A 26420-nucleotide genomic window follows, 5' to 3' on the forward strand; every position below is an offset into this window, starting at 1 on the left:
GCCCGGGCAGGGGCCGTACGGCTAGGCCATCCAGAAGAAGACGGCCGTCATCCGCTTGTCCTCCAGGGTCGTGCCCCAGTAGCCCGTCGCGCTGTGGATGAGGTTGGCGGAGTAGAGGAGCAGGCGGTTGTAGCGGTGCGGGACGCGGAGGTCCTCGGTGAAGGAGTCCGGGGGGACGAAGCGGGTGCCGAGGGCGTCGACCAGGTTGTTGTGCGGGGCGAGGACCTGGTTGCCGCCGAGGCCGCCGCCCGGAAGCTTCTGGCGGTAGAAGCCGGTGCCGCAGTCCCCGGGGGCGTCCGGGCTGAGGTAGAGCACGGCGGCGTAGCGGCACACGCTCCGGGAGTCGGTGTGCGGGCGGGGCTCGCACTCGTCCCTGCCGACGACCTGGACGCAGTTGTGGTTGAAGGTGCCGGTGCCGGCCGGCTTCTCGGGCCAGATCCGCCGCGCGCCGGTGGCCTGGCGCACCAGCCGTTCCACGCGGGCCAGTTCGGGCGGTTCCAGTGCGGGCATGGCGCGCAGGCCCGGCCAGGGCTCGGGCTGGTGCGGGGCGCCCTGGACCCAGTCGTCCTTCGCCAGGCAGCGGGCCCGTACGGCGTCCACGTCGGGCAGGACGTCGTCCAGGATCCAGTAGTCGCGGCCGCGGGTCGGTTTGCGGTACGGGAGGGTGCGTAAGGGCATGGCGGGAAAGGTAGTTCGCCTCCCGCGGGCCGTTCGTCCAAGCGGCGGCCAAGACTGCGGCAAGAGATGGTGCGGGCCCCTACGCGGGCTCGACGCGGACGGCGCAGACCTTGAACTCGGGCATCCGGGAGACGGGGTCCAGCGCCGGGTTGGTCAGGGTGTTGGCGCGGCCCTCGCCCGGCCAGTGGAAGGGCATGAAGACCGTGTCCGCGCGGATGGCGTCGGTGATCCGGGCCGGGGCCACCGCGCGGCCGCGGCGCGAGGTCACCGCGAGCGGGCTGCCGTCGACCGCGCCGATCCGGGCGGCGAGGCGGGGGTGAAGCTCCACGAAGGGGCCGGGGGCGGCCGCGTTGAGCTCGTCCACGCGGCGGGTCTGGGCGCCGGACTGGTACTGGGCGACCACGCGCCCGGTGGTGAGCAGGATCGGGTACTCCGCGTCGGGGACCTCGGCGGCCTCGCGGTGGGAGACGGGGACGAACCGGGCCCGGCCGTCGTCGGTGGCGAAGCGGTCCAGGAAGAGGCGGGGCTGCCCCGGGGAGCCCTGCGGGCAGGGCCAGAAGACGCCCTGTTCGGCCTCGATGCGGGAGTAGGAGATGCCGGAGTAGTCGGCGGGGCCGCCGGCCGAGGCGCGGCGGAGTTCCTCGAAGACCTCCTCGGGGGCGGTGGGGAAGCCCTTCTCCACGCCCAGCCGGGCGGCGAGGCCGTGCAGGACCTCCAGGTCGGTGCGGACGCCCGGCGGCGGGGTGAGGGCCTGCCTGCGGAGCAGGACGCGGCCTTCGAGGTTGGTGGTGGTGCCGGTCTCCTCGGCCCACTGGGTGACCGGGAGCACCACGTCAGCGAGGGCCGCGGTCTCGGAGAGGACGACGTCGGCCACGGCGAGGAAGTCCAGGGAGCGGATGCGCTCCTCGACGTGGGCGGCGCGGGGGGCGGAGACGACGGGGTTGGAGCCCATCAGGAGCAGGGCCCGGACGTCCGTGCCGAGTGCGTCGAGGAGTTCGTACGCGCTGCGGCCCGGGCCGGGGAGGGTGTCGGGGTCGATTCCCCAGACCTCGGCGACGTGCGCGCGGGCCGCGGGGTCGGTGAGCTTGCGGTAGCCGGGGAGCTGGTCGGCCTTCTGGCCGTGTTCGCGGCCGCCCTGGCCGTTGCCCTGGCCGGTGAGGCAGCCGTAGCCGGAGAGCGGGCGGCCGGCGCGGCCGGTGGCCAGGCAGAGGTTGATCCAGGCGCCGACGGTGTCGGTGCCCTTGGACTGCTGCTCGGGGCCGCGGGCGGTGAGGACCATCGCGGATTCCGGGGCGCAGAACATCGCCACCGCCTCGCGGAGCTTGGGGACCGGGACGCCGGTGATGCGCTCCACCAGCTCGGGCCAGTGGGCCATGGCGGCCGCCCGGGCCTCCTCCCAGCCGGTGGTGCGCCCGGCGATGAACTCCTCGTCGGTACGCCCCTCCGCGACGACCAGGTGCAGCAGGCCGAGGGCGAGCGCGAGGTCGGTGCCGGGGCGCGGGGCGAGGTGGAGGTCGGCCTGTTCGGCGGTGCGGGTGCGGCGCGGGTCGATGACGATCAGGGTGCCGCCGTTGGCCTTGAGCTCGGTGAGGTAGCGCAGGGCGGGCGGCATGGTCTCGGCCAGGTTGGAGCCGACGAGGATCACACAGCCGGTGCGGGGGATGTCCTCCAGCGGGAAGGGCAGGCCGCGGTCGAGCCCGAAGGCCCGCTGGTGCGCGGCGGCGGCCGAGGACATGCAGAAGCGGCCGTTGTAGTCGATCTGCGAGGTGCGCAGGGCGACGCGGGCGAACTTGCCGAGCGCGTAGGCCTTCTCGTTGGTGAGTCCGCCGCCGCCGAAGACCCCGACGGCGTCCGGCCCGTAGGCGCGGCCGGTGCGGGCGAGGCCCGCGGCGACGGCGTCGAGGGCCTCCTCCCAGGTGGCCGGTTCGAGCGTCCCGGCGTGGGTGCGGACGAGCGGCTCGGTCAGGCGCACCCGGGAGGAGAGCACGGCGGGGGCGGTGCGGCCCTTGCCGCACAGCGCGCCCCGGTTGACGGGGAAGTCGGCACGCTCCTCCACCGCCACGCCCGCCCCGCCCGGCTCGGGGCGGAGGTTCATCCCGCACTGCAGCGCGCAGTACGGGCAGTGCGTGGCGGTGACGGCGTCCGAGGTGTGCATGCAGGCCAGCGTGCGACGGCGGTGTTACACCGGCCGCAGCCTCGCGTTACAAGCCGGGGTGTTCGGCCTCAGCGCCGCCGCCCGCCTGCCGTGAGGCCGCGCGGCGTACGGATCACTGGCCCGTCAGGTACTTCACGGTCAGGCCCGCGGTCCAGCCGCCGTCCACCGCCAGTTCGGCGCCCGTCATGTAGCCGGCGGCGTCGGAGAGGAGGAAGGCGATCGCGGCGGCTATCTCCTCGGGGACGCCGACGCGGCCCAGCGGGGCGCCGGGGTAGTTGCCCTCGCCCGCCTGGATGCCGACGGGGGCGGTCATCGGGGTCAGGGTCATGCCGGGGTGGACGGAGTTGACGCGGATCTTCGCCTCGGCGAGCTCGACCGCGCCGATCTTCGACAGGCCGCGCACGCCCCACTTGGACGCGCCGTAGCCGGCGGTGAGGGCGAGGCCGGTCAGGCCGGCGGCGGAGGAGATGTTGACGATGGAGCCGCCGCCGTTCGCCCGGAGCAGCGGGATCGCGGCCTTGATCCCGATGAACACGCCGACCAGGTTGATCTCCACGACCTGGCGGAAGTGCTCGACGCTCTCGTGTTCCAGGAACTGGCCGGTGGCTATGCCGGCGTTGTTCACCAGGCCGTCGATGCCGCCGAACTCGGCGACCGCGTACTCCAGCGCCGCCTGCCAGTCGGCCTCGCTCGTCACGTCGTGCCGCAGGAAGCGGGCCGAGTCCCCGAGCCTGGCGGCCGTCTCGGCGCCCTCCGCCTCCAGGATGTCGGTGATCAGCACCTTGCCGCCGCCGTCCACGACGGCCTGCGCCGCCGCCGCGCCCAGCCCGCGGGCCCCACCGGTGATGACGACGACCTTGCCGCTCAGATCCACAACAGCCACGGTTCCACACCCCTGCTCACACAGACAGATCGGTATATGACTAATCGGCATAGCCGACGCCGCCGTCAGTGTGCCAGAGCGGCCAGGACCCGCGACACCCCCTGCTCCTTCGGGCCCAGGAAGCGCGGCTCGGGCTTGAAGGCCGCGTCCAGCGCCGCCTTGCCGGCCGCGAACACCTCGCGGGTCCCGCCGTAGTACCAGGTGGAGTCGTGCTCGTCGTCGACGCCGATCCCGTACGAGTCCACGCCGGCCGCCCGGCACAGGGCGACGGCCCGGCGTATGTGGAAGCCCTGGCTGATCAGCACGGCCCGGTCGACCCCGAAGATCTTCTTGGCCCGCACGCACGAGTCCCAGGTGTCGAAGCCCGCGAAGTCGCTGACGATCCGGTCCGCCGGCACCCCGTGCCCGGTGAGGTAGGTGCGCATCGCGTTCGGCTCGTCGTACTCGGTGCGGCTGTTGTCCCCGGTGACCAGCACCACCTTGACCTTGCCGGCCCGGTACAACTCGGCCGCGGCATCGAGCCGGCGGGCCAGATAGGGCGTCGGCCTGCCGTTCCACAGGCCCGCCCCGAACACCACGGCCACCTCGCCGGCCGGCGCCTGCGCCGTCGTCCCCAGCCGGTCGGCGGCCGCCGCGTGCGTCCACGCCGAGGGCAGCAGCGCCAGGACGCAACCCGCCATCACCACCTGCACGGCCCGCCGCCGCGCCCGCACCCCGCGCGGCAGCCTCGGCCGCCACCCCACCACCGACCTCGCCCAGCCCTTGATCCTCATGACCGCTCCCCCCGTGCACCCCACGCCTCACGCGTCGTTCGCACACATTGACGATCACCGCCCGGCTTCCAGTTCCGCCGACGGCGCCTTTCACCCGTACGAATGAGCGAGTGAGCAGCCGGAAAACACCCGTCACCCCCGCGCAACGCGGCGGCAACCTCCGGCGCGCAGGATCGGTTCATGACGGAGCCGGTGCACCCTCCCGAGTCCCCCGCCCTCCCCTTCGACAGCGCGGCCGAGCTGCTCGGCCGCATCACCGTCCAGCTGGGAACCCAGCTGAGCGACCTGCGCCGACCCGGAGTCCGCCCATGCAGCCCACCCTCGTCGCCGTCGCGCACGGCAGCCGCGACCCCCGCGCCGCGCACACCGCCCGCGCGCTCCTCGACCGCGTCCGCGAACTCCGCCCCCAGCTCGCCGTCCGGCTCGGCCACATAGAGCTGAGCGAACCGCCGCTCGACGAGGTCCTGCGGGAGCTGCGCGGCGAGGCCGTCCTCATCCCGCTGCTCCTCGGCCGCGGTTACCACGTCAAGCGCGACCTGCCCGCCTTCGCGGCCCGGGCGGCCCATCTGCGCACCGCCGTCGCCGCCCCGCTCGGCCCGCACCCGCTGCTCGTCGAGGCCCTCTACGAACGCCTCCTGGAGGCCGGCTGGACCGCCGGTTCGGCCGTCGTGCTCGCCGCTGCCGGCTCCCGCGACCCCGAGTCCGCCGTCGACACCCGCCGCACCGCGGCCCTGCTCGCCGAGCGCCTCGGCGGTGTCCCGGTGGTCCCCGCCTACGCCTCCGCCGCCGCGCCCACCGTCCCCGACGCGGTCCGCGCCCTGACCGCCCGCGGCCACCACCGGATCGCCGTCGCCTCGTACTTCGCCGCGCCGGGCCGGTTCGCCGCCCAGTCCGCGGCGGCCGCGCCCGGTTCCGCCGCCGCGCCGCTCGGCTGCCATCCGGCCCTGGCCCGTCTGCTGCTGCACCGCTACGACCAGGCCCGCGCGCTGCTCCGCGAACCCGCGCGGCCGGAACTCCTCTCCGCCTGATCCCGGTTTGTCAGAGCTTCCGGTTACCGTCTCTGCATGGAAGGCACCGCACACGCCCCTGCACCACTCGACGATCCCTACGACCCCGCGGCCACCGAGCGCTGGGCCACCGAGCCCGACAAACGGCCGGGCAGGACGGCCTTCCAGCGCGACCGCGCCCGTGTGCTGCACTCCGCCGCGCTGCGCCGCCTCGCCGGCAAGACCCAGGTCGTCACCCCCGGCACCCGCTCCTACGACTGGGACGCGAGCCCCCGTACCCGCCTCACCCACTCCCTGGAATGCGCCCAGGTCGGCCGGGAGCTGGGCGCCGCGCTCGGCTGCGACCCCGACCTCGTCGAGGCGGCCTGCCTCTCCCACGACATGGGCCACCCGCCCTTCGGCCACAACGGCGAGGAGGCGCTCAACGAGTTCGCCAAGGACTGCGGCGGATTCGAGGGCAACGCCCAGTCGCTGCGCCTGCTGACCCGCCTGGAGCCCAAGCGGTTCGTGCCCGACCCGGCGAGCGGCGAGCTCGTCAGCGTCGGCCTCAACCTCACCCGGGCCTGTCTGGACGCCGCCACCAAGTACCCCTGGGCCCGCGGGGACCACCCCACCGACCCCGGCTCGGTGAAGTTCGGGGCGTACGAGGACGACCTGCCGGTCTTCGAGTGGCTGCGCCGCGGCGCGCCCGCGGACCGCAAGTGCTTCGAGGCCCAGGTCATGGACTGGGCGGACGACGTCGCGTACTCCGTCCACGACTTCGAGGACGGCCTGCACGCGGGCCACCTCGACCCCAACCTCCTGTTCGCCGAGCCCGAGCGCACCGCGATCTGGCGGGTGGCCATCGGCCGGTACGTGCCCGCCGACACCGAGCCGGATGAGCTCCGCGAGGCCCTCGACCGGCTGATGGAGCAGGAGTGGTGGCCGCACGGGTACGACGGTTCGGCCGTCGCCCAGGCCCGCCTGAAGGACGCGACCAGCCAGCTCATCGGCCGCTTCTGCCTGGCGGCCGAGGGCGCCACGCGCGAGGCGTACGGCTCCGGCCGCCTCACCCGGTACGCCGCCGAACTGGTGGTCCCCCGCGAGGCGCGCAACGAGTGCGCCGTGCTCAAGGCGGTGGCCGACCTGTACGTCATGCAGCGCGACGAGCAGGAGCGGATCCGCGCCGACCAGCGCATCGTCCTGGCCGAACTCGCCGAGGCCCTCAGCGGCCGCGCCCCCGAGGGCCTGGACCCGCAGTTCCGCGCCATCTTCGACGCGGCCCCCGACGACAAGGCGAGGAAACGGGCGGTCATCGACCAGATCGCGTGCCTCACCGACGCAGCCGCCCGTTCCCTGCACGCCCGCCTCACCCAGCGCACCCGACGCGCCGAAGGGTGAGCTGATCGGGCCACTCCCCCTTCACGCGGCAGGCTCAGTGCGGGACGCTCGCATGTGGTCGCATGTGGCGGAGAGGTTATGAGGAGGCATCAGGTGGTCGACGCACACCGGACATTCGTCATCGTGGGCGCGGGGCTGGCCGGGGCAAAGGCGGCCGAAACGCTGAGGGCCGAGGGGTTCACGGGGCGGGTGATCCTGATCGGCGACGAGCGCGACCATCCCTACGAACGGCCCCCGCTGTCCAAGGGGTACCTGACGGGCAAGGACGACCGCGACAGCGTCTTCGTCCACGAGCCGTCCTGGTACGCGGCCTCCGACATCGAGCTGCACCTCGGCCAGCCCGCGGTCCAGCTGGACCGGGACGCCAAGAAGGTGGTCCTCGGCGACGGCACCGCGCTGCACTACGACAAGCTGCTGCTGGCCACCGGCGCCGAGCCGCGCCGCCTGGACATCCCGGGCACGGGCCTGGCCGGGGTGCACCACCTGCGGCGCCTGGCCCACGCCGAACGGCTGCGCAACGTCCTGGCCACGCTGGGCCGGGACAACGGCCACCTGCTGATCGCGGGGGCCGGGTGGATCGGCCTGGAGGTCGCCGCCGCGGCCCGCGGGTACGGCGCCGAGGTCACCGTGGTCGAGCCGGAGGCCACTCCGCTGCACGCGGTGCTCGGCCCGGAGATCGGCCGGCTCTTCGGGGACCTGCACACCGACCACGGAGTGCGGTTCCACTTCGGGGGCCGGCTGACGGAGATCGTGGGACACGACGGCATGGTGCTGGCCGCCCGTACGGACGACGGGGAGGAGCACCCGGCGCACGCGGTGCTCGCCGCGATCGGGGCCGCGCCCCGGACGGCGCTCGCCGAGACCTCCGGGCTGGCCCTGGTGGACCGGCAGCACGGCGGCGGGATCGCCGTGGACGCCTCCCTGCGCACCTCCGACCCGGACGTCTACGCGGTCGGGGACGTGGCCGCCGCGCACCACCCGGTGCTCGGCACCCGGCTGCGCGTGGAGCACTGGGCGAACGCCCTCAACGGCGGCCCGGCCGCCGCGCGGGCCATGCTGGGACAGGAGGTCAGCTACGACCGGGTGCCGTACTTCTTCTCCGACCAGTACGACGTGGGCCTGGAGTACTCGGGGTACGCGCCGCCCGGCGGCTACGACCAGGTGCTGATCCGCGGGGACGCGGGCAAGCGGGAGTTCATCGCCTTCTGGCTCTCGGAGGGACGGGTGCTCGCCGGTATGAACGTGAATGTGTGGGATGTCACCGAGCAGATCCAGGCCCTGATCAGGTCGAAGGCGCCGGTGGACCGCGAGGCCCTGGCGGACCCGTCTGTTCCGCTTGAGTCGCTGGTCGCGGCCGAGGGGGCCTGACGGGTTTGTCGGTGACCGGCCGTAGACTTCACGCGTGGCAGGACGGATCAACGACGACGACGTGAAGGCGGTACGGGACGCGGTCCCGATCGACGCCGTGGTCTCCGACTACCTCCAGCTGCGCAACGCGGGCGGCGGCAACCTCAAGGGCCTGTGCCCCTTCCACGACGAGAAGTCCCCGTCCTTCCAGGTCAGCCCCAGCAAGGGTCTCTACCACTGCTTCGGCTGCCAGGCGGGCGGGGACACCCTCGACTTCATCATGAAGATCGACCACCTCTCCTTCTCGGAGGCGGTCGAGCGGCTGGCCGGACAGGCCGGCATCACCCTGCGCTACGAGGAGGGCGGCTACACCGCCGGCACCAGCGGCCGCGGCGAGCGCATCCGCCTGGTCGAGGCGCACAAGGCCGCCGCGCAGTTCTACGTCGACCAGCTGGACGGCCCCGAGGCGGAGATCGGCCGCAAGTTCCTGGCGGAGCGCGGCTTCGACCAGGCCGCGGCCGCGCACTTCAGCGTGGGCTACAGCCCGGCCGGCTGGGACCACCTGACCCGCTTCCTGCGCGGCAAGGGCTTCAGCGACAAGGAGCTGATCGCCTCCGGGCTCGCCCAGGACAGCCGCAGCGGCAAGCCCATCGACCGCTTCCGCGGCCGGCTCATGTGGCCGATCCGCGACATCAGCGGCGAGGTGGTCGGCTTCGGCGCGCGCAAGCTGCGCGACGACGACAACGGCCCCAAGTACCTGAACACCCCCGAGACGGCGATCTACAAGAAGTCCCAGGTGCTGTACGGCATCGACCTGGCCAAGAAGGAGATCGCGAAGACCTCGCGGGCCGTGGTGGTCGAGGGCTACACCGACGTGATGGCCTGCCACATGGCCGGCGTCACCACCGCGATCGCCACCTGTGGCACGGCCTTCGGCGGGGACCACATCAAGATCCTGCGCCGGCTGCTGATGGACAACGCCACCGCCGAGGTGATCTTCACCTTCGACGGCGACGCGGCCGGCCAGAAAGCGGCGCTGCGGGCCTTCGAGGACGACCAGAAGTTCGCCGCCGAGACCTCCATCGCGATCACCCCGGGCGGCATGGACCCCTGCGACCTGCGCCTCGCCCAGGGTGACGCCGCGGTGTCCGGGCTGGTGGAGTCCCGTACCCCGCTGTTCGAGTTCGCCCTGCGGCACATCGTCGCCCGGCACAACCTGGAGAACCCGGCCGGCCGGGCGGCCGCCCTGGACGAGGCCGCTCCGGTCGTCGCCAACATCAAGAACATCGCGATCCAGCACGAGTCCGCGGTCCAGCTCGCGGGCATGCTCGGCATCCGCGACGAGCAGTTCGTGGTCAAGCGCGTCGCGCAGCTGGCGCGCTGGGCGCGGGAGCGCGGCAACCAGCCCCCGCAGCAGGGCAGGGGCCGCCCGTCCTACGAGGCCGCCCCCGCGCCCGCCGACCGGCCGGCCGGCGGCCCGGCGCTGAACCTGCGCAGCCCGGCCCACCGCACCGAGCGCGAGCTGCTGAAGCTGGCCCTCCAGCGCCCGGCCCTGGTCTCCCCCGCCTTCGACGCGTACGGGATGGACGAGTTCACCGCCCCGCCCTACGCGGCCGTGCGCCAGGCCATCCAGGACGCGGGCGGCGCCTCGCTCGGCACCGAGGACTACCTGGCCCGCGTGCGCGAAGCGGCCCCGAACGACACCGTGCGCGCGCTCGTCACCGAGCTGGCGGTCGAGGCCATCCACGCGAAGACGGTGGACGAGATCTACGCCGGCGTCCAGCTGGTCCAGGTCCGGCTGCGCGCCGTCGACCGCCGGGTCCACGAGATCCAGGGCACCATGTCCCGGCTGGGCCCGCAGGCCCCGCCGGAGCAACTGGCCGCGGTCCAGGAGGAGCTGTGGGTGCTCCAGCAGTACGGGCAGCGCCTGCGCAACCGCGGCGCCGAAGGGCTCTAGGCCTAGGTCCGCTTCAGCCAGTCGCCGCCGGGTATCTCGGTGCCCGATTCCCGCAGGTCGCGGGCGAGGAGCGGGGACGCCAGGTAGACCCAGGCCCGGACCGGGGTGCCGCCGGGGCGCAGGGCCTCGCGGGCGATCCGGTCGTAGATGTTCCCCGGGCGGCCCGGGCCCTCGTACTCCTCCAGCCGGTCCAGCGCGGCCAGCAGCTCCCCGTACGCGCCCGGAGCGGCGGTGATCAGCTCCCCGACGACGGCCGAGCCCGGGCTGTGGACCGCGAACGGGTAGCCGGGGCCGTCGTAGAGCGCCGTGTCCGGGAGACTGGCGGGCTCCTCCGCGGTGGTGCGGCCGCGCAGGAACAGGTCGTGGTTGACCTCGCCCGGGCGGAGCGTCCCGTAGACGAAGAACGGGAGCGGAACGGGCGGAACAGGCGGAACGGGCGGCTCTTCTGGCCGGACGACCGATGTCACGGGGCCCTCCCTGGGGTACGGCGGAACGGTCCGCGGGCCGGGACCAAAGTCCCGACTTGCCCGCACCCCACCACCGTACGCACCGCTGTTACACAACCTCGCGGTGGCCGTGACCCTCGGCGTCTAGCGTCGGACTCCTCCCTCCCCACCTGACGGTCCTGCCTCCATGACGCCTTTGTCCCGCCGCCTCCTCGCCGCCCTCCTGTGCACCTGCGCACTGGCCGCCGGCGGCTGTGGCGCACCCGGCGGCCTCGGTACGGGAACGCCCGCGCCGCCCGTGTCGACCCAGCCGCGCCCCGAACCGCTCTGGCCCGCCTGGACGAACGCCCCCGGTGCGGCGGTGGGCCGGCGGGAGCCCGCGCCGCTGCCGCTGAAGAGCGCCCCGGCCGTGGGCGCGGACGGGCTCGCGGGAGTGGACCCGAAGGACGTCGTACGCGCCGATCCGCGCATGCGGCCGTACCTCGGCAAGGACGAGATCCGGGCACCGGGCCCGGCCGGCACCCGCCCGCCCGTCTACCGGGACCTGACCGGCGACGGGCAGCAGGAGCTCGTCGTCGCCGCCGACACGGCGACCGGCCGCTCCGCGCTGAGCGTCTACGCGGTGGTCCACGGCAAGATCGTCTCCATCCTGTTCACCATCGGCCGGCAGCTGGCCGCCGAGGCGGTCGGCACGGACCTGCTGGTCCGCATCGCCGCCGACGACGGCTCCGAGCAGGCCGTCCGCTACCACTGGGACGGCGACCGGATGACGGTGGTCAACGACGAGCGGAGCTTCCGCAAGTCCGGACCGGACTGCGCCGATCCGGAGGCGCGTACGACGCCCGGCTGCACCGCGGTCCACTCCCACCAGCCCAGGGACCCCAAGGCGTCCCGCGCCCCCGAGGCCGGGGGGAGCTCCCGATGAGGACCGTCCTGACCCGCTGCCGGGGGCTGCTCCGGGCCCTCGGCCTGCGCTGGAAGATCGCCATCCTGCTCGCCGTCGGCTGCTCCCTCGTCGCCGTCGCCATCGGCGTGCTGATCCACCAGGCGCGGGCGGCCCAGATCGGCGACGCGGCGCGCGCGAGCGCCACCGCCCAGCTGATCCGCGTACGGCAGGTGTACGAGCTCACCGGGCGGCTCGACTTCGACAAGGTCGGCGAGGCAGATGCCCGGATCGACTGTCCGGAGCTGCCCGGACCCCTGCGGGCGGCGGCGCTCGACGGGGAGCGCACCACCTACCTGGACATGTCCGGCAGGCACCCCGCGGTGTGGGCCGCCCGGCCGATCGGCGGCGACCACGTGCTGTCCGTACGGCAGTCGCTGGCCGACGACCGCGCCGAACTCTCCGACCTGGACCGCCGGCTGGTGGCGTACGGGGCGGTGGTCGTGGCGCTCGCGGCGATCGGCGGGGCGCTCCTGGCGAGCCGGCTGAGCCGGGAGCTGCGGACGGCGGCCGAGATCGCGCGCCGGATCAGCGCGGGCGAGCTGGACGCGCGGATCGGGCCGCCGGGTGTGCCGGGGACCCGGGACGAGGTGGCCGAACTGTCCTCGGCGGTCGACACGATGGCCGCCAGCCTCCAGCAGCGCCTGGAGGCCGAGCAGCGGTTCACCGCGGACGTGGCGCACGAGCTGCGGACCCCGCTGACGGGACTGCACACCGCCGCCGAACTGCTGCCCCCGGGGCGGCCGACGGAGCTGGTCCGCGACCGGGTCGCGGCGCTGCGGACGCTGACCGAGGACCTGCTGGAGGTGGCCCGGCTCGACGCGAACCGGGAGGAGGCGCAGCTGGAGGTCCACCGGCTGGGCCCGCTGGTGGAGTCGATCACGCGGCGCTCGGGGGTGGCCGCCGAGGTCGTGGGCGGCCAGGAGCCGGCCCGGGTCCGGACCGATGTGCGGCGCCTCGAACGCATCCTGGCGAACCTGCTGGCCAACGCCCGGCGGCACGGCGCGGAGCCCGTCACGGTCACGGTGTCGGGGACGACCGTGACGGTCCGGGACCGGGGACCGGGCTTCCCGGAGAAGCTGCTGCGCGAGGGACCCCAGCGGTTCCTGACCGGGGCGGCCGAGCGCGGCCAGGGCACGGGGCTGGGCCTGACCATCGCCGTCGGGCAGGCGCAGGTCATCGGCGCGCGGGTCACCCTCACGAACCCGGCGCCCTCGGGTGCCTCGGCCGCGGTGGCGCTCCCGCCGGGCTGATCCACGGCCCCTCGCGGTCACCCGGACGGCACGGGCCGCACGGATGGCCTTGTCATCGGCTGTGACCTGCGGAAACGATGCGCGTACGGGGTGCCCGCGAGCGGACCTGACGGAACATCAGCAGGCGCGCGGCGGGCGGGCCGGGTTACCTCGGAAGCACGACCCCGTGTCTCCAGGAGAGTCCCCATGCGCCGACGAACCGCCCACGCGCTGACCGCGACCGCGCTGACCGCCGTCGCGTTCACCGGCCCGGTCGCCGGCGCCGTCGCCGCCGTGGATCTCGGCATGGTGAGCTTCGCGGCCGGCGATTTCGCGGCGCTGGAGGTGTGGCCCAAGTCCGCCGCCACCGGCGCCACCGTCACCGTGAACACCACCGCCTGCGGCTCCGGCAGCCACGCGGAGGGTGACGCCACCACGGTGGGCGGCGGCCGGTTCAAGCTGGTGCCGGGCACCCACAAGGAGGTGGTCGTGGGCCAGTTCCAGGTCGCCCACAACACCCGCCCCGGCACCTACGGCATCGGCGCGACCTGCGCGAACGGCAAGTTCGCCACCGGCGACCTGGTCGTCACCGAACGCGGCCCGCAGGGCCACGTCCAGACCGGGGTGGGCGGTGGCACGACCACCACCACCGACCCCGCCAAGATCGCGGCGGGAGCGGCAGTGCTGGCCGCGACCGCCGTCGGCGGTACCTGGCTCCTGCGTCGCCGGGCGAGCGGCACGCGGAGCTGACGGACGCCCACCGCGGCTCCGGCCGCGGTCCGACCGGTACCGTCCCCCGTCGCCCGCCCCGCGAGGTCCCCCCCGTTCGCGGGGCCGGGCGACGGCCTGTCACCTCGAAACGGAACCGAGGGGGTACGCATGGGTGGCGATTTCGGTGGCGTCCGGGGGCGCGACCGGCAGCCCCGGCCCACGGACGGCCACCGCCCCGGACCGGGCGCGCGCCCGCCGAACCGAGCCGTCCGCTCCCCTACCCCGCGCCACGCAGGACTCGTCGCGCTCGCCGCCTGCATCGGCATCTGGCTCGTGACCAGCGGCTCCCGCGAGCCGGTCGGGCCACCGCTGCCCTCTCCCGCCGAGGCCCTGACCGCCGCCGGAGCCACGGGTCCCGGTATCGCACCGCTCCCCGGCTCCCCGCCCACCCGGATCCGGATCCCCTCGATCCGCGTCGACGCCCCGCTGACCGGGCTCGGCCTCGAACCGGGCGGCAGCCTCGAAGTGCCCCCGCCCGCCCGGCGCGACCTCGCCGGCTGGTACCGCGACGGCACCACGCCGGGCGCCACCGGCACGGCCGTCATCGCCGGGCACGTGGACAACGCGGCCGGGCCGGCGGTCTTCTACAACCTCGGCGCGCTGCACCGCGGGGCCGCCGTCGAGATCCCGCGCGCGGACGGCCGTACCGCCGTGTTCACGGTCCACGCGGTCGAGGTCTACGACGCCAAGGCCTTCCCCGACACCCGCGTGTACGGGCCCGCGCAGCGCGCCGAGCTACGGGTGATCACCTGCGGCGGCGGCTTCTCCCCGCGCACCGGCTACCGCGGCAACGTGGTGGTCTTCGCCCACCTCACCGGGACCTACTGAGCGAGCCAGGTCAGCCCCACTGCTCCAAGCCCAGCTTGATCACCAGGGCGCCCACCACGGTGAGCAGCACGCCGCGGACGAAGCCGCTGCCCTTCTTGAGGGCCATCCGGGCGCCGATCATGCCGCCGGCCAGATTGAAGACCGCCATGAGCGCGGCCAGCTGCCACAGCACCATGCCCTGGTAGGCGAACATCGCGAGCGCCCCCGCGTTGGTGCAGCAGTTGACGATCTTGGCGGTGGCGGAGGCGGTGACCAGGTCGAGGTGGAGCAGCGCGGTGAGGGCGAGCACCAGGAAGGTGCCGGTGCCGGGTCCGATGAGGCCGTCGTAGAAGCCGATGCCGAGGCCTGCGAGCCCGATGGCGAGCAGCACCCGCTGCCGGCTGACGGGCGAGGCGGACGGGGCCGTACCGAAGGCGGGGCGGAAGAGGACGAAGCCGGCGACGACCACGAGCACCACCATGATCAGCGGACGGAGGGCGTCCTTGCTGATGCCCCCGGCGAGCGCCGCACCGCCCATCGAGCCCGCGAGCGCGGCGAGGCCGATGCGGACGGCGAGCTTCACGTTCACCGGGGCCTTGCGGACGTAGGTCACGGCCGCGCCCGCCGTGCCGACGATGGCCACGGCCTTGTTGGTGCCGAGGACGGTGGCGGGGTGGGCGTTCGGCAGGCCGAGGAGCAGGGCCGGCAGGAGCAGCAGGCCACCGCCGCCCACCACCGCGTCGATCCAGCCGGCCGCCGCGGCGGCCACGCACAGCATGATGATCATGGTCATTGATATGTCAGGCACCACCTGACCCTATGGACCTGTCGAGTGCAGGAGCCATCAATCCCCGGAAACTTGCGCAAAGGTTGAGCTTTGCCGGGCCGGCGCCCGGTCCGGGGCCACCGGAGCCGCCGGGTCCACGACCGCCGTCAGCACGCTCGCGGCCGGCACGCCGGCCAGCCCCAGCCCGGCCGCCAGCCGCTGCGCCGGGGATAGGGAAGCGAGCGCGGAGCGGCGGCGGTGACGGCCCGTGGCGGTGGCGGGCACGGCGGCGGGCACGGACAGGGCGATGTGCAGCGGGTGACGCACGGCGCGCGGGGTCCTCTCGGAGGGTGGGAGTCGGAGCCGGAGCCGGAGCCGGAGTCGGAGCCGGAGCCGGTATCAGGGTCGGAACCGGTCAGAAGCTGAAGCACTCGGAATGGATCCGGCCGGCCGGCACCCCGGCCCGCAGCAGGGCGGCCCGGGTCGCCCCGGCCATCCCCGGCGGCCCGCACAGGTACACGTCCTGCTCGGCCAGGTCCGGCACCAGAGCGGCCAGCGCCCGCGGGGCGAGCGGGTCGTAGGCGGCGTCGGAGGGCCCGAGCAGGTAGTGCAGCCCGGCCTGCCGCTCGGCGGCGATGGCCTCCAGCTCGGCGCGCAGTACGAGCTGCTCCTCGGCCCCGGCCCGGTAGAGCAGGGTGATGTCCCCCGGGCCGCCGGGCAGCGTCTCGAACAGGGCCCGCATCGGGGTGATCCCGACCCCGCCCGCGATCAGCAGCACCTTGGGCCGCGTCCGCCGGGCGGCGGTCAGCGCCCCGAACGGCCCGGTGGCCAGCACCCGCGTGCCCGGGCGCAGCCTGCGGATGCGGCGGGAGTGCCCGCCGAGCCCCTTCACGGTGATCCGCAGGGTGTTCCCGCGGACCGGCGCGGACAGCGAGAACGGCAGCGCGGTGTGCCACAGCCTGCGCTGGTGGGGGCACCTCCCAGCGGTAGCTGGGGGGAGAATCGCCAGCGCAGGAACTGGCCCGGCTCCGCACGCAGTTCCGCGAGGTGCTCCCCGTACACGACGACGGAGACCACCCCGGGCCCCTCGACCCGGACCTCGGCGACCCGCAGCGCGTGCCGCAGGGCCTGCCGTACGGGGACCACGGCCCGGTACCAGAGCAGCAGGACGGCGACCATGGTGTGGGCGAGGGCCCAGAACCAGGCGGCGAGGGCCAGATCGGGCCCGGCGAGCTGGTGGCCGAAGGCCGGGGAGGCGGCGAGGTAGACCAGGAGGTGCACCCCGCGCCAGGTTTCGTGCGAGACCCGTCGGCGTACCGCACGGGCGGAGGTCACACCGACCGCGGCCAGGAGGACGGTCCCGGCCGCGGCGGCGGCGAGCGCGGGGTAGCCGAGCAGCTCCCGGACGGCGGAGACCACGTCGGTTCCCTCGTGCACGGCGTATCCGAGCAGGGCGAAGAGCCCGTGCCCGAAGCAGAGCAGGAGCACGTGGCGGCCGCCGAACTCGTGCCAGCGGGCGAGCCGGTCGGCGCCCACCCCGTGTTCGACGGCGGGCACCGGGCCATCAGGAACAGCAGCACCAGCACCCCGTACCCGGCGAGCAGGCCGGTCAGGTGCGCGGCGGTGGCGAACAGCGCGCGGGCCGGGCCGAGGGCCGCACCTGCGCCGCCCACAGCAGGGCGACCACCCCCGCCCCGCCCAGGATCCCGCCCCTGACCCGCACCGCCGCATCTCGCATGCGGATCACGCTAAGGGCCCAGGCAGCCGGGGTGAGAGCCCTTAAGGCGGCCTTGAGGATGGCCTCACGGAGGCTTAACCCGGACGCTGAGGTGGGCGTTCCCGCCGGGTAACAGGGGCGATCCGGCGGGGAAACAGCGGGCGCGCACTCTCGGGGCATGACCTCGGAACAGCGTGTGGTGGTGATCGGCGGCGGCCTCGCGGGCCTGCGGCTCGCTGCGCGGCTGGGCGGGGACGCGGAGGTGACCGTGCTCGGCGAGGAGCCGCACGTCCCGTACAACCGGGTCCTGCTCGCCGAGGTCCTGGCGGGCCGGTACGCGCCGGAGGTGATCGCCCTCCCGACGCCCGGCCCCGTACTGCGGCGGGGGGTGCGGGCGGTCCGCGTCGACCGCGCCGACCGGCTGGTGCACTGCGACGACGGCGCTGCGCTGGCGTACGACTCGCTGGTCCTGGCGACGGGGTCCAACCCGGTGCTCCCTCCCCTGCGCGGCCTGTTCGAGCCCGGTGAACGGGAACTCCCCGACGGGGTCCACGCGTTCCGCACCATGGACGACTGCCTGGCCCTCTCCGAGGCGGTCCGCCCCGGGGTCCGGGCGGTGGTGATCGGCGGCGGCCTGCTGGGCGTCTCGGCGGCCCGTGCCCTTGCCTCGCGGGGCGCGCAGGTGGTCCTCGCCCAGCAGGGCGAACGGCTGATGGAACGCCAGCTGAACGCGGATGCCTCCGCCTTGCTGGCCACGCACCTGACCGACCTCGGGATCGAGATCCACACGGAATGCCGGGTCCGCGGCCTGACGACTTCGGCTGCAGCCCAGCCGCACCAAGCGGGCGGCATCAGCCAAATCCAGCCCCTCCGGCGTTCGAGGAGCGGGGTCCGGGGCGGAGCCCCGGCGGCGGCGCCGCACCCGGCCACGCACGCAGGCCCCCGCAAGGTCACCGGGGTCGAGCTCGCCGACGGCTACCGCCTCGACGCCGACCTCGTCGTCCTCGCCTGCGGCGTCCGCCCCCGCACAGGCCTGGCCGGGGCCGCCGGACTCACCGTCCGCAAGGGCATCGTGGTCGACGACCACCTCCGCACCGGCGACCCCCGCGTCCACGCCATCGGCGACTGCGCCGAGCACGCCGGCCAGGTGTACGGCCTGGCCGGCGCCGCCCTGGAGCAGGCCGACGCCCTCGCCGCCACCCTCACGGGCCGGCCCACGCGGTACACCGGCACCCGCGCCCTCACCCGCCTCACCCTCGGCGGCGCCGGCGACCCCTTCGACCTGGCCGCCTTCGGCGAGACCACCCCCCGCCCCGGCGACGACGTGGTCCGCCTCGCCGACGCGACTCGCCGGACCTACCGGACGGTCGTCGTCCGCGGCGACCGCCTCGTCGGCGGGGTCCTGCTGGGCGAGCTGTCCACCGTGGGCGCCCTCGCCCGCGGCTGGGCGGACGACGAGGACCTGAACAGCCTGTTCCACCTGCTCACCGACGACGGAGGCCACTGACTTGGCTTCTCCCCTTCCCCAACGGGAGGGGATTCCCACCCTCACGGGTGGAGTTTCCTGCTTCACCACGGACCGCCCCGACCGAGAGGAGGACTCCCGATGAGGTCTTACACCCGCTCCACAGGCAGCAACCGCCAGCCCGGCGGCCAGAAGATTCATCGCTGCGTTCCCGTCCCGGTCGTGGACCGTCCCGCAGGAGTCACACGTCCACTCACGGACATCGAGGGGCATCTTGTCGGCGAGCACCCCGCAGACGGAGCACAGGTGCGTGCTGGGGAACCACCGGTGGACGGCGATCCGGGCATGGATCCTCGCCACCCGCATGCGGGCCTTGGCCCGGTTTTTGCTGCCCTTCTCCTTCCGGGCAAGAGCTCGCTGAGCCCGGGCCAGGCGCTCCCGGTCCCCTCGTTCATGTCTCGGGTTGGTGATCTTCTCCCCGGTGGAGAGCGCGATCAGAGTCGTCAGCCCGGCGTCGATGCCGACCGCCGCTGTAACGGCAGGAGGCGGGGTAGGGCTGTCCTCACACAGCAGGGACACGAACCAGCGCCCCGCACGGTCACGGGAGACCGTGACCAGGGACGGCTCCACACCAGCGGGCAGCGAACGCGACCACACGACATCCAGCGGCTCCGCCATCTTCGCCAGCGTCAGCCGGCCATCGGCGTAACGGAACGCACTGCGCGTGTACTCGGCCGAGCTGCGCGACTTCCGCTTCGACTTGAAGCGAGGGTACTTCGCCCGTTTCCCCCAGAACCCCGCAAACGCACTCTGCAGATGCCGCAGCGCCTGCTGCAACGGCACACACGACACCTCGGCCAGGTAGGCCAGCTCCTCGGACTGCTTCCAGACCGTGAGCATCGCCGACGTCTGGACGAAGTTCACCCGCTCCCCACGTGCCGCCCAGGCATCGGTCCGGACGGCCAGGGCCAGGTTGTAGACCTTCCGCACACACCCGAACGTCCGCGACAGCTCAGCTGCCTGCGGACGAGTCGGATGGAAGCGGTACCTGAACGCCCGCCTCACAGAAGTAGAGGCCCCCACTCCCCCGACGCTAGAGCCGGTCAAAAGCCGCACACAAGCACCGGTCAGAGCATCACGCATCGATACGCCACCGTCGCGCGGCTCCGAACCGAGCACGTGCCTCTCCCGGCCGAAGCCGGGGGTTTCCACTCAAGGAGACTGACATGACCAAGCCCCTGCCCACGATCGTGCTCATCGGGCACGGCATGGTCGGCCAGCGCTACCTGGAGGCCCTCGCCGAGCGCGGTGCGACCCGGACGCACCGGATCACCGTGCTCTGCGAGGAGCCCCGGCCCGCCTACGACCGCGTGCACCTGACCTCGTACTTCTCCGGCAGCACCGCCGAGGACCTGTCCATGACGCCCGCCGGGTTCATGGAGGAGCACGGCATCGGCCTCCACCTCGGCGACCCCGCCGAGCGCATCGACCGGGACGCCCGCACCGTCACCTCCCGCTCCGGGCAGGTGTTCCCGTACGACGTGCTGGTCCTGGCCACCGGCAGCTACCCCTTCGTTCCGCCGGTCCCCGGCAAGGACGCCCCCGGGTGCTTCGTCTACCGCACGATCGAGGACCTCCTCGCCATCGAGGAGTACGCGAAGGACAAGACCACCGGCGCGGTCGTCGGCGGCGGTCTGCTCGGGCTCGAAGCCGCCGGCGCGCTCCAGGGGCTCGGACTCGCCACCCGGATCGTCGAGTTCGCCCCGCGCCTGATGCCCGTCCAGGTCGACGCCGGCGGCGGCGCGGCCCTGCTGCGCACGATCGAGTCCATGGGCCTCACCGTCCACACCGGTGTCGGCACCCAGGAGGTGCTGACCGGCGAGGGCGGGGCGGTCAGCGGGATGCTGCTCTCCGACGGCAGCGCCGTCGACACCGACCTCGTCGTCTTCTCCGCCGGCGTCCGGCCCCGCGACCAGCTGGCCCGCGACTCGGGACTGGACGTCGGCGAGCGCGGCGGCATCGCCGTCGACGCCCGCTGCCGCACCTCCGACCCGCACGTCTACGCCATCGGCGAGTGCGCCCTCGCCGTCGACGGCCGCGTCTACGGGCTGGTGGCCCCCGGCTACGAGATGGCCGAGACCGCCGCCGACGATCTGCTGGGCCGCGAGAAGGAGTTCACCGGAGCCGACCTCTCCACCAAGCTCAAGCTGCTCGGCGTGGACGTGGCCTCCTTCGGCGACGCCCACGGAACCGCCGCCGACAGCCTCGACGTCGTGTGGTCCGACTCCCGCTCCGGCGTCTACAAGAAGCTGGTCGTCTCCCCCGACGGCGTCCTCCTCGGCGGGATCCTCGTCGGCGACGCGGACTCGTACGGCCTGCTGCGCCCGCTGACCGGCAGCGTCCCGCCCGTCGCCCCCGAGCAGCTGGTGCTGCCCGCCGGCGTCGGCGCGCCCGTCGCGCTCGGCCCGTCCTCGCTCCCCGACCACGCGGTGATCTGCTCCTGCCACAACGTCACCAAGAAGGCCATCACCGCCTGCGCCACCCTCCCCGAGGTCAAGAAGTGCACCAAGGCGGGCACCGGCTGCGGCAGCTGCCTCAAGGTGATCGGACAGCTGCTGCCGGCCGCCGCCGACAAGGGTCTGTGCGGCTGCTTCCCCTTCACCCGCGCCGAGCTCTACGAGATCGTCCGCACCCGGCGCCTGACCTCGTACGAGGAGATCCTGGACGGCCACGGCCGCCCGGAGGCGCGCGGCGGCGACGGCTGCGAGGTGTGCAAGCCGACCGTCGGCTCGATCATCGCCTCGCTCGCCCCGACCGTCGGCGCCAGCGGCTACGTCCTGGACGGGGAGCAGGCGGCCCTCCAGGACACCAACGACCACTTCCTCGCGAACATGCAGCGCAACGGCTCGTACTCGGTCGTCCCCCGCATCCCGGGCGGTGAGATCACCCCCGACAAGCTGATCGTGATCGGCGAGGTGGCCCGTGACTTCGGCCTCTACACGAAGATCACCGGCGGTCAGCGGATCGACCTGTTCGGCGCGAGCGTGGACCAGCTGCCGCGGATCTGGGCGCGGCTGGTCGACGCCGGATTCGAGTCCGGGCACGCGTACGGGAAGGCCCTGCGGACGGTGAAGTCCTGCGTGGGGCAGACCTGGTGCCGCTACGGGGTGCAGGACAGCGTACGGATGGCCATCGACCTGGAGCTGCGCTACCGGGGGCTGCGCGCCCCGCACAAGCTCAAGTCGGCGGTCTCCGGCTGCGCCCGCGAGTGCGCGGAGGCGCAGAGCAAGGACTTCGGGGTCATCGCGACCGCGAGCGGCTGGAACCTCTACGTCGGCGGCAACGGCGGGGCCACCCCGCGCCACGCCGACCTGCTGGCCCAGGACCTGTCCGACGCCGAACTGGTCCGGCTGATCGACCGGTTCCTGATGTTCTACATCCGCACCGCGGACCGGCTGGAGCGGACCTCGACCTGGCTGGAGCGGTTGGAGGGGGGCCTCGCCCACCTGCGGGACGTGGTCGTGCACGACTCGCTGGGGCTGTGCGCGGAGCTGGAGGCCCTGATGGCCGACCACGTGGCGCACTACCGCGACGAGTGGGCCGAGACGCTGGAGGACCCGGAGCGGCTGCGCCGGTTCGTGTCGTTCGTGAACGCGCCCGGCGCCCCCGACCCGACGGTGAAGTTCGTGCCCGAGCGCGACCAGGTCAAGCCCGACCTGGCCGTCCTGACGATCGGAGGAGTCCGATGACCGTGGAACTGAAGGTGGCGGAGGGTTGGCTGACGGTGTGCGAGCTCTCCGCGCTCACCCCCGGGCGGGGGGTCGCCGCGCTGCTGCCCGACGGGAGCCAGGCCGCGGTGTTCGTCGACCGCGCGGGGCGCCCGTACGCCATCGGCAACCGGGACCCCTTCACCGGGGCGCAGGTGCTCTCGCGGGGGCTGCTGGGGTGTGCGGCGGGCCGGCCCTTCGTGGCCTCGCCGCTGCTGAAGCAGCGCTTCGACCTGGAGTCGGGGCGCTGCCTGGACGACGAGGAGGTGGAGGTCCGGACCTATCCGGTGCGGACCGCCGCCACCTCGTAGCCGGCATCAGCCCTGGATGGCGGCCGGGTCCATCCAGACGTACTCCCACACGTGGTGGTCCAGGTCCTCGAAGGCGCGGCCGTACATGAAGCCCAGGTCCATGGCCGGTCGCGGCTCGACGGCGCCCGCCGCGAGGGCGGCGTCGACGATCTCGTCGACCTTGGCCCGGCTGTCCGCGCTGAGGGCGACCATCACCTCGGTGGTCTTCGCGGCGTCGGCGACCGGCTTGGTGGCGAACTCCTTGAACTTCTGCTCGGTCAGCAGCATCGCGAAGATGGTGTCGCTGATCACCAGGGAGGCGGCGGTCTCGTCGGTGAACTGCGGGTTGAAGGAGTAGCCGAGCTTCTCCCAGAAGGCCTTGGCGGCGTCCAGGTCCTTGACGGGCAGGTTCACGAAGATCATGGTGGCGGCGGACATCGCGGTCTCTCTTCTCTCGGTTCGTCGTTGCTTTCGAGAGGTAGACCGGGACTCCCCGGGAAACTCATCGCTCCCCGCGAGATTTTTTGAGATGTTCCGAAACCGCAGGTCAGGCGGCTGCCGAGCGCAGCTCCAGAGCCGCGAGGGGTACGAAGCCCAGGCCGTCCGCACTGTCCAGCGAGGCGTGGTGGCCGGCCAGCCGCTTGTGGAGGGTCAGCGCGATCCGCTCGCCCTGCGCCTTGGCGCGCTCCGCGTTCGGCCCGCTGTGGCGGCCGTCGATCGTCGCGTTCCACAGCTGCACCCAGCGCCCGAAGTCGGCGGCGGTCATCGGCCGTGCCGAGTGCAGCGCGGCGTGCGGGGCGTAGGCGTTGCGCCGGTAGTCGGCCGTACGGAAGAGGGCCCGCTCCCAGAAGTCGGTGATCCGCGGCAGGTGCACCTCCAGGTCCGTGCCCGCGATCTGCGTGAAGAACGGCCCGATCTGCGGGTCCGCGAAGGCGGCCGTGTAGAAGCGGCGCAGCACGACGTCGAGGTCGGCGCGGCCCGAGATGTCGGCGGCGGCGGAGTGGTTCATGGTTCCACCATCCTCCCCCACCCGGGGCCTCCCCAGGGGAGAAAGTCCCGCCAAATGTCACCCGATGAAAGGGACGCGCCCCGGCACGCCGAAATCACCACGGGCGAAATGCGCGGCCATTGCGCCCGCCGACCCCGATGCCCCCGAGCCGGTCGCCCGCACGTCATGGGGAATTGACGTCACGTCAACCCGGCACTCCTAGGTTCCTCCACGCGTGAGACCCCGTATCCGACCGGACGCGGGGCCCTCCCTCCCCCAGGAGTGACCGTGGAACGTCGTACCTTCCTGCGCGGCGCCGTCATCGGCTCCTCGGCCGCCGCCTTCGGCGGCACGTTGATGCACGGAGCCGCCTACGCGGCACCCGCCCAGCCGGGCGCCGGGCCCTACGGGGCGCTCGGCGCCGCGGACGCCAACGGCATCATGCTGCCCGGTGGCTTCAGCAGCCGGGTGATCGCCCGTTCGAGCCAGACCGTCAGCGGCACCTCGTACACCTGGCACAGCGCCCCCGACGGCGGCGCCTGCTTCGCCGACGGCACGGGCTGGATCTACGTGTCCAACTCGGAGATCAACCCCTCCGGCGGCGCGAGCGCCGTGAAGTTCAACTCCTCGGGCACCATCACCGGCGCCTACCGGATCCTCTCCAACACCCGGCAGAACTGCGCGGGCGGCAAGTCCCCGTGGAACACCTGGCTGTCCTGCGAGGAGGTCAGCCTCGGCTACGTCTACGAGACGGACCCGTACGGCGTGAACGCGGCCGTGCAGCGCCCGGCCATGGGCAGGTTCAAGCACGAGGCGGCGGCCGCCGACCCCGTCCGCCAGGTGATCTACCTGACCGAGGACGAGACCAACGGCTGCTTCTACCGGTTCATCCCGACCACCTGGGGCAACCTGTCCTCCGGCACCCTCCAGGTCCTCAAGGCCGGCACCGCCACCTCCGGATCCTTCACCTGGCAGAACGTCCCGGACCCGGACGGCTCGCCGACCACCACCCGCACCCAGGTCTCCGGCTCCAAGAAGTTCAACGGCGGCGAGGGCTGCCACTACGCCAACGACACGGTCTGGTTCACCACCAAGGGCGACAACCGCGTCTGGCAGCTCAACCTCGCGAACAACACGTACGAGCTGGCCTACGACGACTCCCTGGTCCCCGGCGGCGCGGCCCCGCTGACGGGCGTGGACAACGTCACCGGTTCCTCGTACGGCGACCTGTACATCGCCGAGGACGGCGGCAACATGGAGATCTGCCTGATCACCCCGGACGACGTGGTCGCCCCGTTCCTGCGGATCACCGGCCAGTCCTCCTCGGAGATCACCGGCCCGGCCTTCTCCCCCGACGGCACCCGCCTCTACTTCAGCAGCCAGCGCGGCACGAGCGGCAGCTCGACGGGCGGCATCACCTACGAGGTCACGGGCCCGTTCCGCGTCTAGGAGCCATCCTCAGCCTCGCCGGCGTTTGAGGCGCGGGGTCTGGGGCGGAGCCCCGATCTCCAGCCTCGCCGGCGTTTGAGGCGCGGGGTCCGGGGCGGAGCCCCGATCTCCAGCCTCGCCGGCGTTTGAGGCGCGGGGTCCGGGGCGGAGCCCCAGGACGCGGCGCCGCACCCGCACGACCGGCCGCACCCCCGACGGGCGAAACCCCGCCGGGGGCGCGGCCACCGTCATGAGGCGACGGCCCCGCCCTTGAGCAGCGCCGCCCCCAGCGGGGTCACGGTGTGCAGCACCGCGTTCCCGTGCCGCAGCGTCGTCACCAGCCCCGCCTCCCGCATCACGCACGCGTGCTGGCTCGCCGAGGCCAGCGACACCCCGGCCCGGCGGGCCAGTTCGCTGGTCGTCGCCCCGTCTCCTATGGCCCGCAGGACCACCGACCGGGTGTGCCCCACCAGCTTGCCCAGCGTCCGGACCCGCTGCTCCTCCAGCACCGGCCGCGTCGCCTCGCTCCCCGCGGGCGCCGAGGCCAGGTGGGCGGCGGCCGGGTAGACCAGCACCGGCGGCAGCTCCGGGTCGTGCAGGGTCACCGCGGTCCGGCGGCAGAAGAAGGACGGCTGGAGCAGCAGCCCGCGCCCCCGCAGCCGTACGTCCCGGTCGACCGGGTACTCGCACTCCAGGACCGGAGCCCGCCAGCGCAGCATCGGCGGCAGCGAGGCCAGCAGCTCGTCCGCGCCCCCGTCCAGCAGGGCCCGCCCGCGGGCCGCCCGCTCGGCTTCGATCTGGGCCTGGATGTGGGTCCAGTACGGCTCCACGGCCGCCCGGTGGTAGCCGCGCAGCTCGCCCAGCAGCCTCGGCAGGTGCTTGGTCCCGCCGTCCAGGAACTCCCGCAGCCGCGGCGCCGGCGGCGCGCCCGCGGTCAGCAGGGACAGCTCCCGCCGCATCCGCTCGGGCCGGATTCCGCGCAGCGCGTCGAGGCCCACGTCCCACCCGTACTGGCCCTCCACGGGCGTGAGGAAATCGGGGAAATAACCCCGTCCCGGTATAAGCATACCGAGCATGCGTGTTTCACTATTCAACCTGCTCCGGGTTTCCGTCCGCCATTCACCGAACAACCGGGCATCGCGCCGGTCTCTTAAGCGATGAAAGCTGAGAATCGTTTCCCACAACGCATCGGGACGCCCTGCCATCCGTACGCGTGCCAGGTCCACTCCAGTGAAATGGATACGCAGCACCGAACCCCCACCTGTGCAACCGCAATCCCCCCGCCCCATGAGTATGCATGCCGTCACACGTGGTCACCACGCCCTTTCGGCCACAGTTGAAACCCCTTTCGGCAGAGGCGTGACAACCGAAATCCTGTACTCCGCCGGGCACACTCCGATGCGACCGAAACGCTCCGCGAAGGCCGTGGGGGGCTTTGCGGGGCCTGGCGGTCGGTCGCACCGGGAAGCGCCGACGTGCCCGGCAGAATGACAGCGGCGGTGGACGGGTGGGGATCCGTCCACCGCCTGCTGGCGTAAAGATTCGTTGAACAACAAAGAAATAGGCGCGTCCGCCCTCGGGGGTCAGGGAACCCGGGGGCGGACGCGGTCTACGAGGCCC

The 26420-nt window shown here is 73.4% G+C and carries 24 protein-coding genes and 1 pseudogene; 12 read left to right on the plus strand and 13 right to left on the minus strand.

Annotated features, from left to right (window positions below):
- Nucleotides 1-21: 21 nt before the first annotated feature.
- The 4 genes from ACFWBN_RS19555 to ACFWBN_RS19570 all read right to left on the minus strand — a co-directional run bounded on the left by ACFWBN_RS19555 (nt 22) and on the right by ACFWBN_RS19570 (nt 4489).
- Nucleotides 22-678: a DUF6445 family protein gene (locus ACFWBN_RS19555; protein WP_385178129.1), complete on the minus strand. Its 657-nt coding sequence runs from the start codon at nt 676-678 to the stop codon at nt 22-24.
- Nucleotides 679-757: 79 nt separating this feature from the next.
- Nucleotides 758-2833 carry a molybdopterin oxidoreductase family protein gene (locus ACFWBN_RS19560; protein ID WP_385178130.1) on the minus strand — a complete coding sequence of 692 codons (2076 nt, stop codon included), beginning with the start codon at nt 2831-2833 and terminating at the stop codon, nt 758-760.
- Between the two features lie 112 nt (nt 2834-2945).
- Nucleotides 2946-3767 carry a glucose 1-dehydrogenase gene (locus ACFWBN_RS19565; RefSeq protein WP_385178131.1) on the minus strand — a complete coding sequence of 274 codons (822 nt, stop codon included), beginning with the start codon at nt 3765-3767 and terminating at the stop codon, nt 2946-2948.
- Between the two features lie 14 nt (nt 3768-3781).
- The gene (locus ACFWBN_RS19570; RefSeq protein ID WP_385178132.1) at nt 3782-4489 is read right to left on the minus strand and encodes a vancomycin high temperature exclusion protein; all 708 of its coding nucleotides are present in this window, start codon (nt 4487-4489) and stop codon (nt 3782-3784) included.
- 308 nt (nt 4490-4797) lie between these two features.
- Here ACFWBN_RS19570 and ACFWBN_RS19575 point away from each other — a divergent pair, with 308 nt between their 5' ends.
- The 4 genes from ACFWBN_RS19575 to dnaG all read left to right on the plus strand — a co-directional run bounded on the left by ACFWBN_RS19575 (nt 4798) and on the right by dnaG (nt 10180).
- Nucleotides 4798-5517, plus strand: coding sequence for a sirohydrochlorin chelatase (locus ACFWBN_RS19575; protein WP_385178133.1), 720 nt, complete (start codon nt 4798-4800; stop codon nt 5515-5517).
- A gap of 36 nt (nt 5518-5553) precedes the next feature.
- Nucleotides 5554-6876 (plus strand): deoxyguanosinetriphosphate triphosphohydrolase, encoded by a 1323-nt coding sequence (locus tag ACFWBN_RS19580; RefSeq protein WP_385178134.1) that lies wholly within the window; start codon nt 5554-5556, stop codon nt 6874-6876.
- A 93-nt stretch (nt 6877-6969) separates the two neighbouring features.
- Entirely contained in the window at nt 6970-8244 is a 1275-nt protein-coding gene (locus ACFWBN_RS19585; protein ID WP_385178135.1) for an NAD(P)/FAD-dependent oxidoreductase, read from the plus strand.
- Nucleotides 8245-8278: 34 nt separating this feature from the next.
- Nucleotides 8279-10180, plus strand: a complete 1902-nt coding sequence (gene dnaG / locus ACFWBN_RS19590) for a DNA primase (protein ID WP_385178136.1) — start codon at nt 8279-8281, stop codon at nt 10178-10180.
- A 2-nt stretch (nt 10181-10182) separates the two neighbouring features.
- Here dnaG and ACFWBN_RS19595 read toward each other — a convergent pair whose 3' ends face one another.
- Entirely contained in the window at nt 10183-10647 is a 465-nt protein-coding gene (locus ACFWBN_RS19595) for a gamma-glutamylcyclotransferase family protein (RefSeq protein WP_385178137.1), read from the minus strand.
- A 166-nt stretch (nt 10648-10813) separates the two neighbouring features.
- Here ACFWBN_RS19595 and ACFWBN_RS19600 point away from each other — a divergent pair, with 166 nt between their 5' ends.
- From ACFWBN_RS19600 to ACFWBN_RS19615, 4 genes are all read left to right on the plus strand, one after another.
- On the plus strand, nt 10814-11551 hold the full coding sequence (locus ACFWBN_RS19600; RefSeq protein WP_385178138.1) for a hypothetical protein: 738 nt from the start codon (nt 10814-10816) through the stop codon (nt 11549-11551).
- Entirely contained in the window at nt 11548-12822 is a 1275-nt protein-coding gene (locus ACFWBN_RS19605) for an ATP-binding protein (RefSeq protein ID WP_385178139.1), read from the plus strand. The genes ACFWBN_RS19600 and ACFWBN_RS19605 overlap by 4 nt, the downstream gene beginning before the upstream one ends.
- 186 nt (nt 12823-13008) lie before the next feature.
- Nucleotides 13009-13551, plus strand: a complete 543-nt coding sequence (locus ACFWBN_RS19610) for a hypothetical protein (protein WP_385178140.1) — start codon at nt 13009-13011, stop codon at nt 13549-13551.
- Between the two features lie 129 nt (nt 13552-13680).
- A complete protein-coding gene (locus ACFWBN_RS19615) occupies nt 13681-14400 on the plus strand; it encodes a class F sortase (protein WP_385178141.1) in 720 nt (239 codons plus the stop codon).
- A gap of 10 nt (nt 14401-14410) precedes the next feature.
- On the opposite strand, the gene ACFWBN_RS19620 is transcribed toward ACFWBN_RS19615, so the two are convergent.
- From ACFWBN_RS19620 to ACFWBN_RS19635, 4 genes are all read right to left on the minus strand, one after another.
- A complete protein-coding gene (locus ACFWBN_RS19620; RefSeq protein ID WP_385178142.1) occupies nt 14411-15187 on the minus strand; it encodes a sulfite exporter TauE/SafE family protein in 777 nt (258 codons plus the stop codon).
- A gap of 373 nt (nt 15188-15560) precedes the next feature.
- Nucleotides 15561-16037, minus strand: coding sequence for a hypothetical protein (locus ACFWBN_RS19625; RefSeq protein ID WP_385178143.1), 477 nt, complete (start codon nt 16035-16037; stop codon nt 15561-15563).
- Nucleotides 16034-16702, minus strand: coding sequence for a ferric reductase-like transmembrane domain-containing protein (locus ACFWBN_RS19630; protein ID WP_385178144.1), 669 nt, complete (start codon nt 16700-16702; stop codon nt 16034-16036). Before ACFWBN_RS19630 ends, ACFWBN_RS19625 begins: the two co-directional genes overlap by 4 nt.
- 52 nt (nt 16703-16754) lie before the next feature.
- Complete coding sequence (locus ACFWBN_RS19635; protein ID WP_385178145.1) at nt 16755-16883, minus strand: hypothetical protein; 129 nt, start codon at nt 16881-16883, stop codon at nt 16755-16757.
- A 157-nt stretch (nt 16884-17040) separates the two neighbouring features.
- Between ACFWBN_RS19635 and ACFWBN_RS19640 the strand changes: the two genes are divergently transcribed.
- Nucleotides 17041-18369: an NAD(P)/FAD-dependent oxidoreductase gene (locus tag ACFWBN_RS19640; RefSeq protein ID WP_385178146.1), complete on the plus strand. Its 1329-nt coding sequence runs from the start codon at nt 17041-17043 to the stop codon at nt 18367-18369.
- A gap of 27 nt (nt 18370-18396) precedes the next feature.
- On the opposite strand, the pseudogene ACFWBN_RS19645 reads toward ACFWBN_RS19640, so the two are convergent.
- Nucleotides 18397-19392 (minus strand): annotated as a pseudogene (locus tag ACFWBN_RS19645) (RNA-guided endonuclease InsQ/TnpB family protein); the annotation flags it as partial.
- A gap of 161 nt (nt 19393-19553) precedes the next feature.
- Between ACFWBN_RS19645 and nirB the strand changes: the two are divergent.
- Together nirB and nirD are read left to right on the plus strand one after the other, a co-directional pair.
- The gene (gene nirB, locus ACFWBN_RS19650) at nt 19554-22076 is read left to right on the plus strand and encodes a nitrite reductase large subunit NirB (protein ID WP_385178147.1); all 2523 of its coding nucleotides are present in this window, start codon (nt 19554-19556) and stop codon (nt 22074-22076) included.
- Nucleotides 22073-22405: a nitrite reductase small subunit NirD gene (nirD, locus tag ACFWBN_RS19655; RefSeq protein WP_385178148.1), complete on the plus strand. Its 333-nt coding sequence runs from the start codon at nt 22073-22075 to the stop codon at nt 22403-22405. The genes nirB and nirD overlap by 4 nt, the downstream gene beginning before the upstream one ends.
- Nucleotides 22406-22411: 6 nt before the next feature.
- Here nirD and ACFWBN_RS19660 read toward each other — a convergent pair whose 3' ends face one another.
- Both ACFWBN_RS19660 and ACFWBN_RS19665 read right to left on the minus strand, forming a co-directional pair.
- Entirely contained in the window at nt 22412-22822 is a 411-nt protein-coding gene (locus ACFWBN_RS19660) for a VOC family protein (RefSeq protein ID WP_385178149.1), read from the minus strand.
- 109 nt (nt 22823-22931) lie between these two features.
- Entirely contained in the window at nt 22932-23393 is a 462-nt protein-coding gene (locus ACFWBN_RS19665) for a group III truncated hemoglobin (RefSeq protein WP_385178150.1), read from the minus strand.
- A gap of 267 nt (nt 23394-23660) precedes the next feature.
- Here ACFWBN_RS19665 and ACFWBN_RS19670 point away from each other — a divergent pair, with 267 nt between their 5' ends.
- Complete coding sequence (locus ACFWBN_RS19670; RefSeq protein WP_385178151.1) at nt 23661-24821, plus strand: alkaline phosphatase PhoX; 1161 nt, start codon at nt 23661-23663, stop codon at nt 24819-24821.
- A 227-nt stretch (nt 24822-25048) separates the two neighbouring features.
- On the opposite strand, the gene ACFWBN_RS19675 is transcribed toward ACFWBN_RS19670, so the two are convergent.
- A complete protein-coding gene (locus ACFWBN_RS19675) occupies nt 25049-26050 on the minus strand; it encodes an ArsR/SmtB family transcription factor (RefSeq protein WP_385178152.1) in 1002 nt (333 codons plus the stop codon).
- Nucleotides 26051-26420: the final 370 nt, after the last annotated feature.

Source organism: Streptomyces sp. NPDC059989 (assembly GCF_042736975.1).
In the GTDB taxonomy this organism is placed as follows: Bacteria; Actinomycetota; Actinomycetes; order Streptomycetales; family Streptomycetaceae; genus Streptomyces.